We start from the raw sequence: 13,669 nt of genomic DNA, 5'->3' as shown, positions 1-13,669 counted from the left end.
TGGTGAGTGAGCTATGAGCGCCGAACAGTCGCCTAAAATCGTGATTGTCGACGAAAGCCCGATCCGGGCTGCGATCCTCGAGGAAGGGTTGCGGGAGGCCGGATTCACGCAAGTCGTCCATATCCGCGAGATGCAGAGCCTGCTCGCCCGTATTTATGCGGTGGATCCTGATATCATCCTGATCGATCTGGAGAACCCCAGTCGCGACGTGCTGGAGGCGATGTTCCAGGTCAGCCGCGCCGTGAAGCGGCCGATCGCGATGTTCGTGGACCAGAGCGATTCAGCCTCGATCCAGGCGTCCGTGGAGGCGGGAGTATCCGCCTACATCGTCGACGGGCTGAAGAAGGAACGCATCAAGCCGATCCTCGACCTCTGCGTGTCCCGGTTCAACGCCTTCGCAAAACTCCAGGAGGAGCTGGAGCGCACCAAGTCGCAGCTCGAGGACCGCAAGATCATCGAGAAGGCCAAGGGAATTTTGATGAAGGTCAAGGGCCTCACCGAGGACGAGGCCTACGTGCTGCTGCGCTCCACGGCGATGCGCGAGAAGAAGAAAATCGGCGAGATCGCGCAGTCGATCATCACCGCGTCGGAGATGCTGAAATGACCGGTCCCCTCCGCATCGGGTTCATCCCGCTGGTCGACGCCGCCGCCCTGATCGTCGCCGTCGACAAGGGCTTTGCCGCCGCCGAAGGACTCGAGGTCGAGCTGGTGCGCGAGGTCTCCTGGTCCAACGTGCGCGACAAGCTCAATATCGGCCTGTTCGACGCCGCGCATCTGCTGGCGCCGGTCGCGATCGCGTCCTCGCTCGGGCTCGGCCACGTCAAGGTGCCGATCGCGGCGCCCTTCAATCTCGGCATCAACGGTAACGCGATCACGGTCTCGCCGGCGCTCCATGCCGCGCTGATGGAGGAGATCGACGGCGACCGCTTTGATCCGCTTGTCACGGCGAAAGCGCTGGCGAAGGTCGTCGCCAATCGGCGCAAGCTAGGTGCCGATCCGCTGACCTTCGGCATGACCTTCCCGTTCTCGACCCACAATTACCAGCTGCGGTTCTGGATGGCGGCGGCCGGCGTCGATCCGGACGAGGATGTGCGTCTCGTGGTGCTGCCGCCGCCCTACATGGTCGATAGCCTCGCCAATGGCCATGTCGATGCGTTCTGCGTCGGCGCGCCCTGGAATTCGGTCGCGGTCGATCTCGGCATCGGCCACATCCTGCATTTCGTCTCCGACATTCTCGTGCGCGCGGCTGAGAAGGTGCTGGCGGTTCGCCAGGTCTGGGCCGACAAGCATCCGGATGTGGTGGCAGCGCTGGTGCGCGCGGCCGTGAAGGGCGCCGCGTTCATCGAGAACCCCGCGAACCTGTCTGAGGCGGCGCGGATCCTGGCGCAGCCGGAACGGATCGGCGTCGATGCCGAAGTCATCCGGCGAACCCTCACCGGGCGCCTGAAGATTTCTCCCGACGGCACCCTCCGCGAGAGCGGCCGCTATCTCCTGGTCGGACGCGAAGGGGCAGGGCGCCCGGACCCTGTCCAGGCGGCCTGGCTCTATGCGCAGATGGTGCGCTGGGGGCAAACGGCGTTGACGCCGGACGGCGTCAAGACCGCGATGGCCGTGTTCAGGCCCGACCTCTACGACGCAGCCCTCGGTCAGCAATCGCCCGCTGAAGCCCCCGCGGCGTTCGGGGCATTTGCGGGCCCGGCCTTCGATCCCGGCAACATCCGGGGGCATCTGGAGGCCTTCGAGGTCGGACGCTGGAAGGCCTGATTCGGTCCTGCATCGTTTTTGGGCGGAAGAGATCATCGGCTAAATTTTGGGCCGCCTGCTCGAATTTCATGAGAGTTCCGGACCGCGATTTTCCGGGCTTGTCTGTATCCATCTGAAATCAAAGCAATTTCCATTTCATCGAAGCTGGCACGCAACTTGTATGTTGCAGTGCGGCCAGCTTGTCACAGACGCCTGCTGAGCCAAGTCCCGCAGCAACGAAGCTGACCGGACCGTTGGGTGCGCAGCCGGCTTCTTGAGCCAGCCGAGTTCCTCGCGGGTCGCGCAATTTTCCGTCGATGCCACCCGGTGGCCGCAGGAGCTTCGTTACCGACCATGAAAATCGATACGCTCTCAGTCGACTTCTCCGACGAGCAGAAACGCTATCTCGAAGGCTTCACGACCGGTTTGCAGATCAGCCGGGTCGGTCGCGGTCTCGGCGGCAGCGCCGGCAAGGCCAATGCCGAGCCCACGGGCCCCGACGCCGTCCACATCAAGGCGCAGGACAAGGTCATCGCAGCCGGCAAGAAGCTCGCCGACCAGGAGAAGTTCAAGCGCGACGAGCATCCGTTCGATGCCTATCCGCGACTGCGGCAGCAGGCGCTCGACAACACGCCGCCGAGCCCTGCGGACAATTTCCGCTGGCGCTATTACGGCATCTTCTACGTCGCGCCGACGCAGGACTCCTACATGTGCCGGCTGCGCATCCCGAACGGCATCATGAAGCACTGGCAGCTGTCCGGCCTTGCCGATCTCGCCGACGATCTCTGCGGCCCGTACAGCCACGTCACGACGCGCGCCAATCTCCAGCTCCGCGAGATCCCGCCGAAGAATGCGATCAGGCTGATCGAGGGCATCCAGGACCTCGGCCTGTGCTCGCGCGGCTCCGGCGCCGACAACATCCGCAACGTGACGGGAACGCCGACCGCCGGCATCGATCCGCAGGAGCTGATCGATACGCGCCCCTATGCGCGTGAGTGGCACTACCACATCCTCAACGACCGCTCGCTCTACGGCCTGCCGCGCAAGTTCAACGTCGCCTTCGACGGCGCCGGCAGGATCGCGGTGCTGGAGGAAACCAACGACATCGCCTTCACCGCGTTCGAGGTGAAGGACGGTTTTGGCGTCGAGCCCGGAATCTGGTTCCGCCTTGGTCTCGGCGGCATCACCGGACACAAGGATTTCGCAAAGTACTCCAACATCATCGTCAAGCCGGAGGAGGCCACCGCCGTCGCCGACGCCATCGTGCGCGTGTTCATCGATCACGGTGACCGCACCAACCGCAACAAGGCGCGTTTGAAATACGTGCTCGATGCCATGGGCCATGACGGTTTCCTTAAACTTGTCGAGGAGCGGCTGAAGACGCCGTTCACGCGCGTGCCGGAAGAGGCGTTTGCGCCGCGGCCAGCCGCGGACCGCATGGCGCATATCGGCGTGCACAAGCAGAAGCAGGACGGCTTGAACTGGATCGGCGTCTCGCTGACGCTCGGCAAGATCAGCTGCGATCAGATGCGGGGTTTGGCCAAAGTGGCGCAGGACCTCGGCGACGGCGAGATCCGCCTGACCGTCTGGCAGAACCTGCTGATATCGGGCGTGCGCGACGAGAATGTCGAACTCGCCATCGCAGCGATCAAGCAGATCGGGCTCGCGGTCGAGGCCTCGCACATCCGCGCCGGCCTGATCGCCTGCACCGGCAGTGCCGGCTGCCGCTTCGCGGCTTCCAATACCAAGCGCAATGCCGCCGAGATCGGCGACTGGTGCGAGCCGCGCGTCGCCATGGACAAGCCGGTCAACATCCACGTCACCGGCTGCCATCATTCCTGCGCGCAGCATTACATCAGCGACATCGGCCTGATCGGAGCGCGCGTGCCGATCAACGACGAAGACACGGTGGACGGCTATCACCTCTTCACCGGCGGCGGGTTCGGTCCCGATGCGGATGTCGGGCAGGAGGTCTATCACGACCTCAAGGCCGAGGACGCGCCGAAGACGGTCGAGGGACTGCTCAAGGCCTATATCGCCCACCGCTCGTCGCCCGACGAGACCTTCCTGTCCTTTGCGCGCCGCCATGACGGCGAAACGCTGCGCAAGCTTGCCGATGCACAGGTGTCCGCATGAACCAGATCACGCCTCCGCCGAAACTCGACATCATTCCCGCCAGCGCCCCGTTCTCCGACGCGCAGCGCTCCTGGCTCAACGGCTTCTTCGCCGGGCTGTTGTCGCCTGATGTGGCCACGCCGCTGTCGGCGGAGCAAGGCGCAGCCGTCATGCAAGCCGGCGACGGCGACGACGGTGAAGCGCCGTGGCACGACCAGACCATGCCGATTGCGGACCGGATGAAGCTCGCCGAAGGCCGTCCCGTGCGCCGCAAGATGATGGCCGCGATGGCGCAGCAGGATTGCGGGCAGTGCGGCTACAATTGCCACGACTATTCGGAGGCGATCGCCACCCGTAGCGAAGCACGGCTCAATCTCTGCGTCCCCGGCGGCAAGGAAACCGCGCGGATGCTGAAGTCGCTGTACGAGGAGCTGGACAAGGCGCCGGCGGCCAAGGCGGCCGACAAGGTGGATGCGGTGGCGGCGCCGGCCGTGACGGTGACGATCGCCGAGCCCGGCCGCTCGCGCGACAATCCGATCGCGGCGACATTCCTGTCGCGGAGCCTGCTCAACAAGGGGAAGTCTGAGAAAGAGACCTATCACGTCGAGTTCGATCTCGCCGAGAGCAAGCTCGACTATGTCGTCGGCGATAGTTTTGGCGTGTTCGCACGCAACGAGGTCGGCCTCGTCGATCAGATCATCGCGCTGCTCGGCGCTTCCCACACCACCAAGGTCAACGGCAAGACGCTGCGCGAGGTGCTGATCGACGACGTCTCGCTGTCGCCGGCGCCCGACACGCTGTTCGAGCTGATCTCCTTCGTCACCGGCGGCGCGCAGCGCGAGAAGGCGCGGGCGCTGGCACAGGGCGAGGATCCCGATGGCGACGCCGCCACGCTCGACGTCATGGCGGCGCTCCAGAAGTTTTCGGGCACGCGGCCGCATCCGGAGGCCTTCGTCGAGGCGCTGGAGCCGCTCCAGCCGCGGCTCTATTCGATCTCGTCCTCGCACAATGCGACGCCGGGAAAACTGTCACTGACGGTGGACTCCGTGCGTTATGTCATCGGCAAGCGCAAGCGGATCGGCGTGGCCTCGACCTTCCTCGGCGAACGCATCGCCGAGGGCGAGAAGCTCAAGGTCTATGTGCAGAAGGCACATGGTTTCGGCCTGCCGCAGGATCCGAAGACGCCCGTCATCATGATCGGCCCCGGCACCGGCATCGCCCCGTTCCGCGCCTTCCTGCTCGACCGCAAGGCGACCGGCGCGCCCGGCAAGAACTGGCTGTTCTTCGGCCATCAGCGCAGCGATTGCGATTTCTTCTACCAGGAAGAGCTCAACGCGATGAAGACCTCGGGGCTGCTGACGCGCATGTCGCTGGCCTGGTCGCGCGACGGCGAGAAGAAGTTCTACGTTCAGGACCGCATGCGCGAGGTCGGCCGCGAGGTGTGGACCTGGCTCGCCGAAGGCGCGCATCTCTACATCTGCGGCGATGCCAAACGCATGGCCAAGGACGTCGAGCGCGCACTGGTCGACATCGTCGCGCAGTTCGGGGCACGTTCTACGGATGAGGCCGTCAGTTTTGTCGCCGAGCTCAAGAAGACGGGCCGTTTCCAGGCTGACGTCTACTAAGGCGCGAGCCGATCAGCGCAAATCGTCCCGGCGGCGCAACCGCCGGACGTCGCGCCGCTGGGCCGCTTCTACTGTGCATGGGGTTGTTTTCGACAATTTTGTTTGGAGGGGGTCTGAATGCCTTCGCCCGACTGTCATCTCACCGTCATCCGGGCCGGTTCCAGCTGGCTCGGATCTTAACGAATAAGATTCTCGGAACCCTCGGGTGCAGAGAATTTGCGCCTGCGACGGGGCGCCTTCAGAGAACCTCCATCGCTATTTTCGCCGCTATCTTGCCTCCCGCCAGGGTTGATCCTTCATACTCCCGCAAATGGGGCGTTGGAGATCGACCATGCGCGAACTATCGGCGGAAGCCAGGCTGCACTTCTACGCGCGCTCGCTCTCGCGTCGGACCGGGGCGAGCATGCACCACGTTGGGCTCTACAGCGCCTTCGCGGTCATCGCGGCCATCGTGTTCGGCACGCTCTCCGTGCACCCGTTCTAACGAAGTTGCACCGCTCTCGTAGGGTGGGCAAAGGCGCATAGCGCCGTGCCCACGTTCTTTCCATCTCGTGATCTGCAATTGGTGGGCACGCTTCCGCCTTCGCCCTTCGAGCTACGGCGGACAAGTCGCTTTGCCCACCCTACGGCACTGAGTCTGCCTCACGCCCCGCGCTTGAACGGCGCGACCTCGATCCCCGCATCCTTCAAGGCCTGACGCAGCGTGCGCGCGATCTCGACGGCGCCGTGCGTGTCACCGTGAATGCAGACCGTGTCCGTGCGCATCTTGATCACCTTACCAGTGACCGAAACCACCGCGCCGTCCTGCACCATGCGCACCACACGATCGGCGATTGCCTTGGCATCGTGCAGCACCGCGCCGGGCTTCTTGCGCGAGACGAGGTTGCCGTCGTCCTCATAGGCGCGGTCAGCAAATACCTCGTGCACCATCGGCAGATTGGCGTCTTCGCCGGCCTTCACCAGCTTCGAATTGGCGAGCACGACGAAGATCAGGCTCGGGTCGACCGCCCTAATGCCGGCGGCGATCGCCTTGGCCGTCATGTCGTCCTCGCAGGCGACGTTGGAGAGCGCGCCGTGCGCCTTCACATGCGTGACCTTGTGGCCGGCCGCGGTCGCGATCGCCTGCAGGGCGCCGATCTGGTAGGCGACGAGGTTCTCGATCTCGGAGGCCTTCAGGCCCGCGATCGGATGGCGGCCGAAACCGTGCAGATCGCGGTAGCCGGGATGGGCGCCGACCGAGACGCCGCGCGCCTTGGCGAGCTCGACCGTCCGGCGCATGATGTCGGGGTCGCCGGCATGGAAGCCGCAGGCGACGTTGACCGAGCTGGCAAGGTCGATCATCGCGGCGTCGTTGCCCATCTCCCACGCGCCAAAACCTTCGCCGAGGTCGCAATTGAGATCGATCGTCTTCATGGGGGGCTCTCCGCCTCTGGTCGTCTTGTCGCTTACGGCTCCGCCGTGACCTGCCAGGTCCCGGCATCCATGGCGCTCACCGCATAGCCCGCGACATTAGCATCGCTGAGCGCCTCGATGTTCAGCTCGACGGTATCGGAAGAGCGCAGGCGATCGGGCAGGTTGCGGATGAGTTGCGCGAACTTGCGCGCCTCCTCCTGCGCCTCGGCCATGGTGACCTCGAGGAAGCGGAACGCGGTTCCCGCCGAGGTCTGCGCGAGGCGGCCGACATCGGCCGTGATCACGGTTGCGATCTTCGGATAACCGCCGGACGTGCCGCGATCCATCATCAGCGCGATCGGCGAGCCGTTGCCGGGCACCTGAATGCTGCCGTTGACGGTGCCGTCGGAGACGATGTTGTGGCCATGCAGATGCTTGATCGCCGGGCCCTCGAGCCGGTAGCCCATGCGGTCGGAGGTCGCCGAGATCTTCCACTCGCTATCAAGGAACAGCGCCTTGTTGGCGTCGTCGAACTCGTCGTCCTGCGGGCCCAGCAGGACGCGGATCGGGCCTGTTGCAGCCTTCGGCAGCTCGATGCGCAGCTCGGGCGCGCCGCTTGCGGCATCAACTGTGAATTCATCGCCGGCCTGCAGCGGGCGCGGGTAGGGGCTGCCGAGGCCCGCGCGGGCGTTCACCGCAAGGCTGCCGAACACCAGTTCGCCTTTGATCCCGCCTTCGATCGCCAGATAAGTGAACGCGCCGCCGCGGGCAAAGCCCAGCGTCAGCGTCTCGCCGTCCTTGAGCGTCACTGACGCGTCCATGGCCACCGGCTTGCCGGCGACGTCCGCATTGCGCGGCGCGCCTGATATCGCGACGCGCACGGCGCCGTCTTTGGCGGTGAACGTGGCGCCGAACGGGCCGATCTCGACCACGGCCGCGAACGGCTCGTTGCCGACCAGCGTGTTCGCGGCCGCCAGCGACAGACGGTCCATCGCCCCGCTGACCGTCAGGCCGTAGCGCTGCGCGCCGTGGCGGCCGCCGTCCTGGACGGAGCTTGCGGGACCGATGCTGGCGATCACGAGCCGGCTCATGCGACCACCTGCTCGGCGATGATCTCGCCGGCCTCGGCGGCGCGATCCTGTTCCTCGAAGGTCTTGTGGTCGATGGCAAAAAACGTCACGCGATCACCGGGTTCGGTGAGAAAGGTCGGATTCCGGTGGAGTTGATAGGTTCTGACAGGCGTGCGGCCGAGCAGGTGCCAGCCGCTCGGGGCCGCTAGGCATTGGATTCCGGCCTGGATGCCGCCGATCGAGATCGTGCCCGCGGGCGTGAACAGCCGCGGGCTCTGCCGCCGCGACATGTGCAGGGATTTGTCGAGGCCGCTGAGATAGGACCAGCCCGGGGTGAAACCGATCATGGCAACGCGGTAGTCGCCGGCGATGTGACGGGCGACGATGTCGTCGGGCGTAGTGTTCAGCGCCTTGGCGACATCCTCGAGGTCGATACCGTGTTCGCCGCCATAGGCGACGGGAATGCGCCAGCGCCGCGCCTTCGTGGCCGGCGGCAGCGGTTGGCTGGCGAGCGCGAGCAGCTTTTCGCCGAGCGCGTCGAAGCCGATCTTGCCGGGATCGTAATGCACCAGCAGCGAGCGATAGGTGGGAACGGTCTCGGTGATACCGTCGATGGGGCTTGCTGCGAGCGCCTTGTCCAGCGCGAGCACGCGCTCATTGGCGGCGTCATCGATGGTGCGGCTGAATTCGACCGTGACGGCGCTGTCGCCACTGGGCAGAAGGCGGGGCGGGGGAAGCGTCGCGGCCATGAGCTGTCGAAGGGCTGTCGAAGGGCTGTCGAAATCGGGCTTCTCAGGAAATGCGGGCTCAGCCTTGAGTTCCGCTTGTCCTTGCTTCGCGTAAATGCGCCCGCAAGTCCAATAAATTAATGCAAGGGGAAACGATAAAGCGTTGTTATCGCGTCGCATAACAGCCCAGCGGCCCTGCGTTCTTGCCGGCTCTTTGGCCCTTGACGCAAGGGCTGCGGCTCGCAAGATGCGCGCGTTCTTTCCCGCCCATCCGGAGCTCGTTCTCGTCCATGTCGCTGTCCCCCGAAGCCCGCAAGACCCTCGCCGGCATCACCACTGCCACCATCACCACGGTCCTGCTGAAGAAGGGCCTGCGCAACGTTTGGATGCGCGGCGCGCGTCCGCTGCGTCCGGGCCTGCCGCGCCTGGTCGGGCCGGCCTTCACGCTGCGCTTCGTACCGGCGCGCGAGGATCTGGCAACGCCGGAATCCTGGTCGTCGCCGATCTCGACCCGCACCGCGATCGAGGCGATGCCGGACGGCTGCATTGCCGTGGTCGATGCCATGGGCATCACCGATGCCGGCATCTTCGGCGACATCCTCTGCGCCCGCATGATGAAGCGCGGCGTGACCGCACTCGTCACCGACGGCGTGGTACGTGACGTCGAGGGCGTGCTCGGCACCAATCTTCCGGTGTGGTGCGACGGCTATGCCGCGCCGCCGTCGGTTGCAGGCCTCACCTTCGTCGGCTGGGGCGAGCCGATCGGCTGCGGCGGCGTTGCGGTGTTCCCGAACGACATCGTGGTCGCCGACCAGGACGGCTGCGTGCTGATCCCGCAGGCGATGCTCGATCACGTGCTCAATGAGAGCGTCGAGCAGGAGCGGATGGAAGCCTGGATCGTCAACGAGGTGAACAACGGCGCCGTGTTGCCGGGCCTCTATCCCATGAACGCCGAGACCAAGGCGCGCTACGCCGCCAGCAAGAAGTAACAGGTAAGGAAACGAGGTATCCCATGGAAATCACCGTCGCAGGCACGCGGCCGACCCGCCGCGCGCCCAAGGAAAATTTTACGGGCACCGTGTTGCAGGATCCCGTGATCATGGCGCCGGCGCCGGCGCGGCTGAACTGCTCGCGCGTCACCTTTGAGCCGGGCGCGCGCACCAACTGGCATCACCATCCGCTTGGGCAGACGCTCTACGTGATCTCGGGCGTCGGCCGCGTCCAGACCAAGGGTGGCCCTGTCAAGGAGATCCGTCCCGGTGACACCGTCTGGATTCCGCCGGGTGAACTGCACTGGCACGGCGCCAAACAACAGCATGTGCCATATCGCTATGCAGGAGGCGCTCGACGGCGTCTATTCGACCTGGCTGGAGCCGGTGACCGACGCGGAGTACGGCGCGGCGCTGGGCTAATCTCTCGTGCCCCGGATGCAATGCAGCGCGTAAGCGCTGCGTTGCCGATCCGGGGCCCACAAGTTTCCTCAAAGCAAGAGCCCTTGGTCCCGGCTCAGCGCAGCAACGCTGCGCGTTGCAGCGCGTCCGGGACACGGCAAATCACATCCGTTCCGCCGTCCACGTGCCCGTGCACAGGGGGCCGCGCCATGTGCCGGAGCCTGAGGTGCCGCTGAGCCGGCCGAAGCCGACGGCGCGTTTGATCCCGGTGCTCAAGGTGACGTTGATGCTGCCGGCATCGGCCACGCGGCCGGATGCTGAAACCACAGCGCTGCTCGATGCGATCTGACCGTTGCTGATGCCGATCGAGACCATTGCGCCGTTACCGCAAGTCTCGCTCGATGATGAGATGCGGACATTCCATGCGCCGTCGAAGGTGGAGGTCGCCGCGCCCGCCTGCGTCAGGGGGACGGCGATGGCGACAATGCTGGCGAAGAGACCTTTGCGAAATCCGTTCATGACACGCCCCGTTGGTTGACCGTGGGGGGATCGTGGCATGAGCGCGGAACCCGCGATGTGAGGGCTGTCACGTGCGCAAGGGGCTCTGTGAGGTGGCGCACTCCGCAAAGAGATCGCGGACAATAGCAAAGGGGCCCGGATCGCGGGCCCCTTGTCTCGGTTCGAACGTCGAAGTCGGACTCAGTTCACGCGCGTCCACGTCTGGCCGCCGCAGAACATGCCGCCGAAGGCGCAGCCCTGCACGCGCAGGCGGTCGGTGCCCTTCATCGCGATCGTGGAATCGTAGGTCGAGCCGGTGTTGGGATCGAGGATGCGGCCGGACCATTTCTGATCCTTGTTCTGGTCCTTGGCGGGTTTCATGTTGATGAGGACCTGTTCGCCGTTCTGGTTCGATTTGCTGTCGACCGAATAGCCGCACAGATTGGTGCCGCATTGCTCGATGCGGACCTTGCCTTCCTTTTCCTCGGTGAGCCAGATGCCGAGCGGTGAATTGAGATCGCGCATCGGTGCGGCTGCGGGAGCCGGCGGCGCGACGGCGGCCGCCTGAACAGGTGCGGGTGACGGGGCAGGCGCAGGAGGCGGCGCCGGGGGGGCAGCAGCCACAGTCGGGGCCGGCGGCGGCGCCACGGCGGGCGCTGCCTGCTGCCCGACCGGAGCGGGCGCCGGAGGAGGTTCAGGCGGCGGCAACACGGCCGTTTCGCCCGGCGCGTTGCTGGCGTTTGCAGACGGCGGCGGAGCGGGCGGGGGCGGAACTGGCGGCGGCACTGCAGCGGTCGGCGCCTGTTCGGTTGCAGGCGGCGCTGCGACAGGGGCGGGAGCTGGCGCCGGAGCGGCCGGCGGTTGCGGATCAACCTTGGCCTGTTGCGGCGCCTGCTGGCCCGGGGTCGTCTCGTTCTTCTTGGCTTTCTTCGCCTTGCCCTGGCCGGTGTTGTCGTAGACGCCGGGGATCTGCACCGTGCCGCGGTCCGGATCGATGCGGATGGTGCGCCCGCCATATTCGAAAGTGTACTGCGCCTGCGCAGCGGTGCTCGCCAAAAGGAATGCGGCCGTGGCCAACAGCTTCCTCATTTCCGTCTCCTGAACAGCTGGTCCCCGTACCAACGCTTACGCGCCGGTTCGATCGCAAAAAGTGATCTAGATCACTGTCACCGTATGAGTCGTGGTCCGGCGGTTCCGGGTTCAATAACGCTGAACTCCGTCCAGAGTTGGACGGCGGTGCGGCGCAGCTCTGGACGGGGTATGGGATGGGCAAGTACAACCGTCGTGGTTGAAGCTTCCGAAAGCACACGCTGATGCTACGGCCGCGACTTGCCGAACTTTTTGTCATCGTAGTCGCTTGCCTTGCTGCGACGCCGGCGAACACGGCCGGGCTCCGGTTTATCGAAGTGCCGGCGGACGCCGGCGGCCCCGCGCTCGCGGGCATGGTCTGGACACCTTGTGCGGCGCCGCCCTCCGAGGTCGCTCTCGACGGCGGTGTCGTCCTGCCGGGCGTGAAGGACTGTCCGGTAGCGGGCAATCGACTGCCGCTGATTGTCGTGTCGCACGGACGGCGCGGCTCGTTTTTGGGCCACATCGACACTGCGACCGCATTGGCCGATGCCGGCTTCGTGGTCGCCGCGATCAATCACCCGGGCGACACTGCCAGGGACAGCAGCCGGACCGATGAGTTCTCCGTCCTGGTCGAGCGTCCCGCCGACATGAAGCGGCTTACGGATTTCATGCTCGGCGCCTGGAAGGAAGCGGCGGTCCTGGACCCCAAGCGGGTTGGTTTGTTCGGGTTCTCGCGCGGCGCCTATACCAGTCTCGTCGTGATCGGCGGCAACCCCGATTTCGGCGCGCTCGCTCCGCTTTGCGACGGAGATGCAGCCACGACGCCAAAATGCCAGGCCATTCGCGATGGCCTTGTGCCAACTGAGGCGGCCGTACACGACTCCCGCATCAGAGCCGCCGTGCTGGCGGATCCGCCGCTTTATGAAGGCCTTTTCAACCGGGAGCGCCTCGCCAATGTGACGATCCCGATTCTCGTATGGCGTTCGGCGCTCGGCGGCGACGGTGTCGTGCCCGCTTCAGTCGATACGCTGGAACAAATGCTTCCCGCGCGCCCTGACTTCCGGATCGTGCCGAACTCGTCGCACTTTTCCTTTCTTGCGCCATGTCCGCCCAAGCTGGCCGAAGCCGCGCCGATCCTGTGCACTGATCCGCCCGGGTTCGACAGGAAAGCGTTTCACAGCGCCTTCAACGACGCGGCCGTGAGCTTCTTCCGCACGCATCTGAAGTGACGGACAAGATCGGTCGCTAGTCGAACCAGGCGGCGTAGATCTTCCTGTAGCTGCCGTCCTCCATCGAGATGTGCAGCCACTGGTCGACGAAAGCCTTCAGCGCCATGTCGCGCTGGAGCCAGTAGGCCTTCTCCGAGAAGTCGAACGGCTTCTCGGGATGTACCGCGCAGAGCACGCCGGAATGCTGCTTTTGCTGGTAGCGGGTCTCGGAGGCGTCCGTCATCATCAAATCGGCGTTGCCCTTGGCGATCTCGTCGAAGATCACGGTGTTGTCGGGGAAGACGTTGATCTCGGCATCCTTGATGTTGGCGCGCGCGAACCGCTCGTTGGTGCCGCCGGGATTGACGATGACGCGGGTGCCCTTCCTGTCGATGTCGGCGATGCTCTGGTACTTGCCGACGTCGGCGCAGCGGGAGATCGGCGTCTTGCCTTCGCGCATGATCGGCATCGAGAAGAAGCCCTTCTTCTGCCGGTCGAGCGTAACCGAGACGCCGCCCATGGCGATGTCGAACTGGTCGGCCTCGAAGTCCTTCATGAGCTTCGGCCAGGCCGTCGGCACGAATTCGACCTTGACGCCGAGCGCCTTGCCGAGCGCCTCCGCCATGTCGACGTCGAAGCCGCTGAACTGCTGTGTCGCCTTGTCCAGGTAGGTGAAAGGCTTGTAGTCGCCGGTCATGCCGACGCGCAAAGTGCCGCGCTTGACGATCTCGTCGAGGCGCGATGGCGCCGGCTGCTGTGCATATGCCGAAAAGTTCGCCAGCAGGACCGCGGCCAAAGCCGCCACGATTCGAACGATCATCTCTTTTC

The 13,669-nt window shown here is 65.2% G+C and carries 13 protein-coding genes and 1 pseudogene; 8 read left to right on the top strand and 6 right to left on the bottom strand.

What is annotated here, in order from left to right:
• Positions 1 to 13: 13 nt before the first annotated feature.
• The 5 genes from J4G43_RS27425 (at position 14) to J4G43_RS27405 (ending at position 5,967) form a co-directional block, all read left to right on the top strand.
• The gene (locus J4G43_RS27425; RefSeq protein WP_027559205.1) at positions 14 to 604 is read left to right on the top strand and encodes an ANTAR domain-containing response regulator; all 591 of its coding nucleotides are present in this window, start codon (positions 14 to 16) and stop codon (positions 602 to 604) included.
• The gene (locus tag J4G43_RS27420) at positions 601 to 1,764 is read left to right on the top strand and encodes a CmpA/NrtA family ABC transporter substrate-binding protein (protein ID WP_208086880.1); all 1,164 of its coding nucleotides are present in this window, start codon (positions 601 to 603) and stop codon (positions 1,762 to 1,764) included. The genes J4G43_RS27425 and J4G43_RS27420 overlap by 4 nt, the downstream gene beginning before the upstream one ends.
• 333 nt (positions 1,765 to 2,097) lie before the next feature.
• Positions 2,098 to 3,879: a NirA family protein gene (locus J4G43_RS27415; RefSeq protein ID WP_208086879.1), complete on the top strand. Its 1,782-nt coding sequence runs from the start codon at positions 2,098 to 2,100 to the stop codon at positions 3,877 to 3,879.
• Positions 3,876 to 5,483 (top strand): sulfite reductase subunit alpha, encoded by a 1,608-nt coding sequence (locus tag J4G43_RS27410; RefSeq protein ID WP_208086878.1) that lies wholly within the window; start codon positions 3,876 to 3,878, stop codon positions 5,481 to 5,483. The genes J4G43_RS27415 and J4G43_RS27410 overlap by 4 nt, the downstream gene beginning before the upstream one ends.
• A 331-nt stretch (positions 5,484 to 5,814) precedes the next feature.
• Positions 5,815 to 5,967, top strand: a complete 153-nt coding sequence (locus J4G43_RS27405) for a hypothetical protein (RefSeq protein ID WP_014495196.1) — start codon at positions 5,815 to 5,817, stop codon at positions 5,965 to 5,967.
• Between the two features lie 158 nt (positions 5,968 to 6,125).
• Here J4G43_RS27405 and J4G43_RS27400 read toward each other — a convergent pair whose 3' ends face one another.
• The 3 genes from J4G43_RS27400 to pxpB are packed head-to-tail and all read right to left on the bottom strand — an operon-like array spanning position 6,126 to position 8,694.
• Complete coding sequence (locus J4G43_RS27400) at positions 6,126 to 6,896, bottom strand: LamB/YcsF family protein (RefSeq protein WP_135213662.1); 771 nt, start codon at positions 6,894 to 6,896, stop codon at positions 6,126 to 6,128.
• Between the two features lie 32 nt (positions 6,897 to 6,928).
• Positions 6,929 to 7,966, bottom strand: coding sequence for a 5-oxoprolinase subunit C family protein (locus tag J4G43_RS27395; RefSeq protein WP_208086877.1), 1,038 nt, complete (start codon positions 7,964 to 7,966; stop codon positions 6,929 to 6,931).
• The gene (pxpB, locus tag J4G43_RS27390; RefSeq protein ID WP_063983234.1) at positions 7,963 to 8,694 is read right to left on the bottom strand and encodes a 5-oxoprolinase subunit PxpB; all 732 of its coding nucleotides are present in this window, start codon (positions 8,692 to 8,694) and stop codon (positions 7,963 to 7,965) included. The genes J4G43_RS27395 and pxpB overlap by 4 nt, the downstream gene beginning before the upstream one ends.
• 269 nt (positions 8,695 to 8,963) lie before the next feature.
• On the opposite strand from pxpB, the gene J4G43_RS27385 reads away from it, so the two are divergent.
• Both J4G43_RS27385 and J4G43_RS27380 read left to right on the top strand, forming a co-directional pair.
• The gene (locus tag J4G43_RS27385; protein WP_071913810.1) at positions 8,964 to 9,662 is read left to right on the top strand and encodes a ribonuclease activity regulator RraA; all 699 of its coding nucleotides are present in this window, start codon (positions 8,964 to 8,966) and stop codon (positions 9,660 to 9,662) included.
• Positions 9,663 to 9,685: 23 nt separating this feature from the next.
• Positions 9,686 to 10,085, top strand: a pseudogene (locus J4G43_RS27380) ((R)-mandelonitrile lyase).
• Positions 10,086 to 10,226: 141 nt separating this feature from the next.
• On the opposite strand, the gene J4G43_RS27375 reads toward J4G43_RS27380, so the two are convergent.
• A complete protein-coding gene (locus tag J4G43_RS27375; RefSeq protein WP_208086876.1) occupies positions 10,227 to 10,583 on the bottom strand; it encodes a hypothetical protein in 357 nt (118 codons plus the stop codon).
• Positions 10,584 to 10,763: 180 nt separating this feature from the next.
• Positions 10,764 to 11,651: a DUF2147 domain-containing protein gene (locus tag J4G43_RS27370; RefSeq protein WP_208086875.1), complete on the bottom strand. Its 888-nt coding sequence runs from the start codon at positions 11,649 to 11,651 to the stop codon at positions 10,764 to 10,766.
• A gap of 317 nt (positions 11,652 to 11,968) precedes the next feature.
• Between J4G43_RS27370 and J4G43_RS27365 the strand changes: the two genes are divergently transcribed.
• Positions 11,969 to 12,862, top strand: coding sequence for an alpha/beta hydrolase family protein (locus J4G43_RS27365; RefSeq protein WP_321576271.1), 894 nt, complete (start codon positions 11,969 to 11,971; stop codon positions 12,860 to 12,862).
• A gap of 16 nt (positions 12,863 to 12,878) precedes the next feature.
• Here the strand turns inward: J4G43_RS27365 and J4G43_RS27360 are convergent, their stop codons facing one another.
• A complete protein-coding gene (locus tag J4G43_RS27360; RefSeq protein WP_208086873.1) occupies positions 12,879 to 13,661 on the bottom strand; it encodes a transporter substrate-binding domain-containing protein in 783 nt (260 codons plus the stop codon).
• Positions 13,662 to 13,669 lie beyond the last annotated feature (8 nt).

The sequence above is a fragment of the Bradyrhizobium barranii subsp. barranii genome, from assembly GCF_017565645.3.
GTDB lineage: Bacteria > Pseudomonadota > Alphaproteobacteria > Rhizobiales > Xanthobacteraceae > Bradyrhizobium > Bradyrhizobium barranii.
This window is presented reverse-complemented; position numbering and strand designations above follow the sequence as displayed.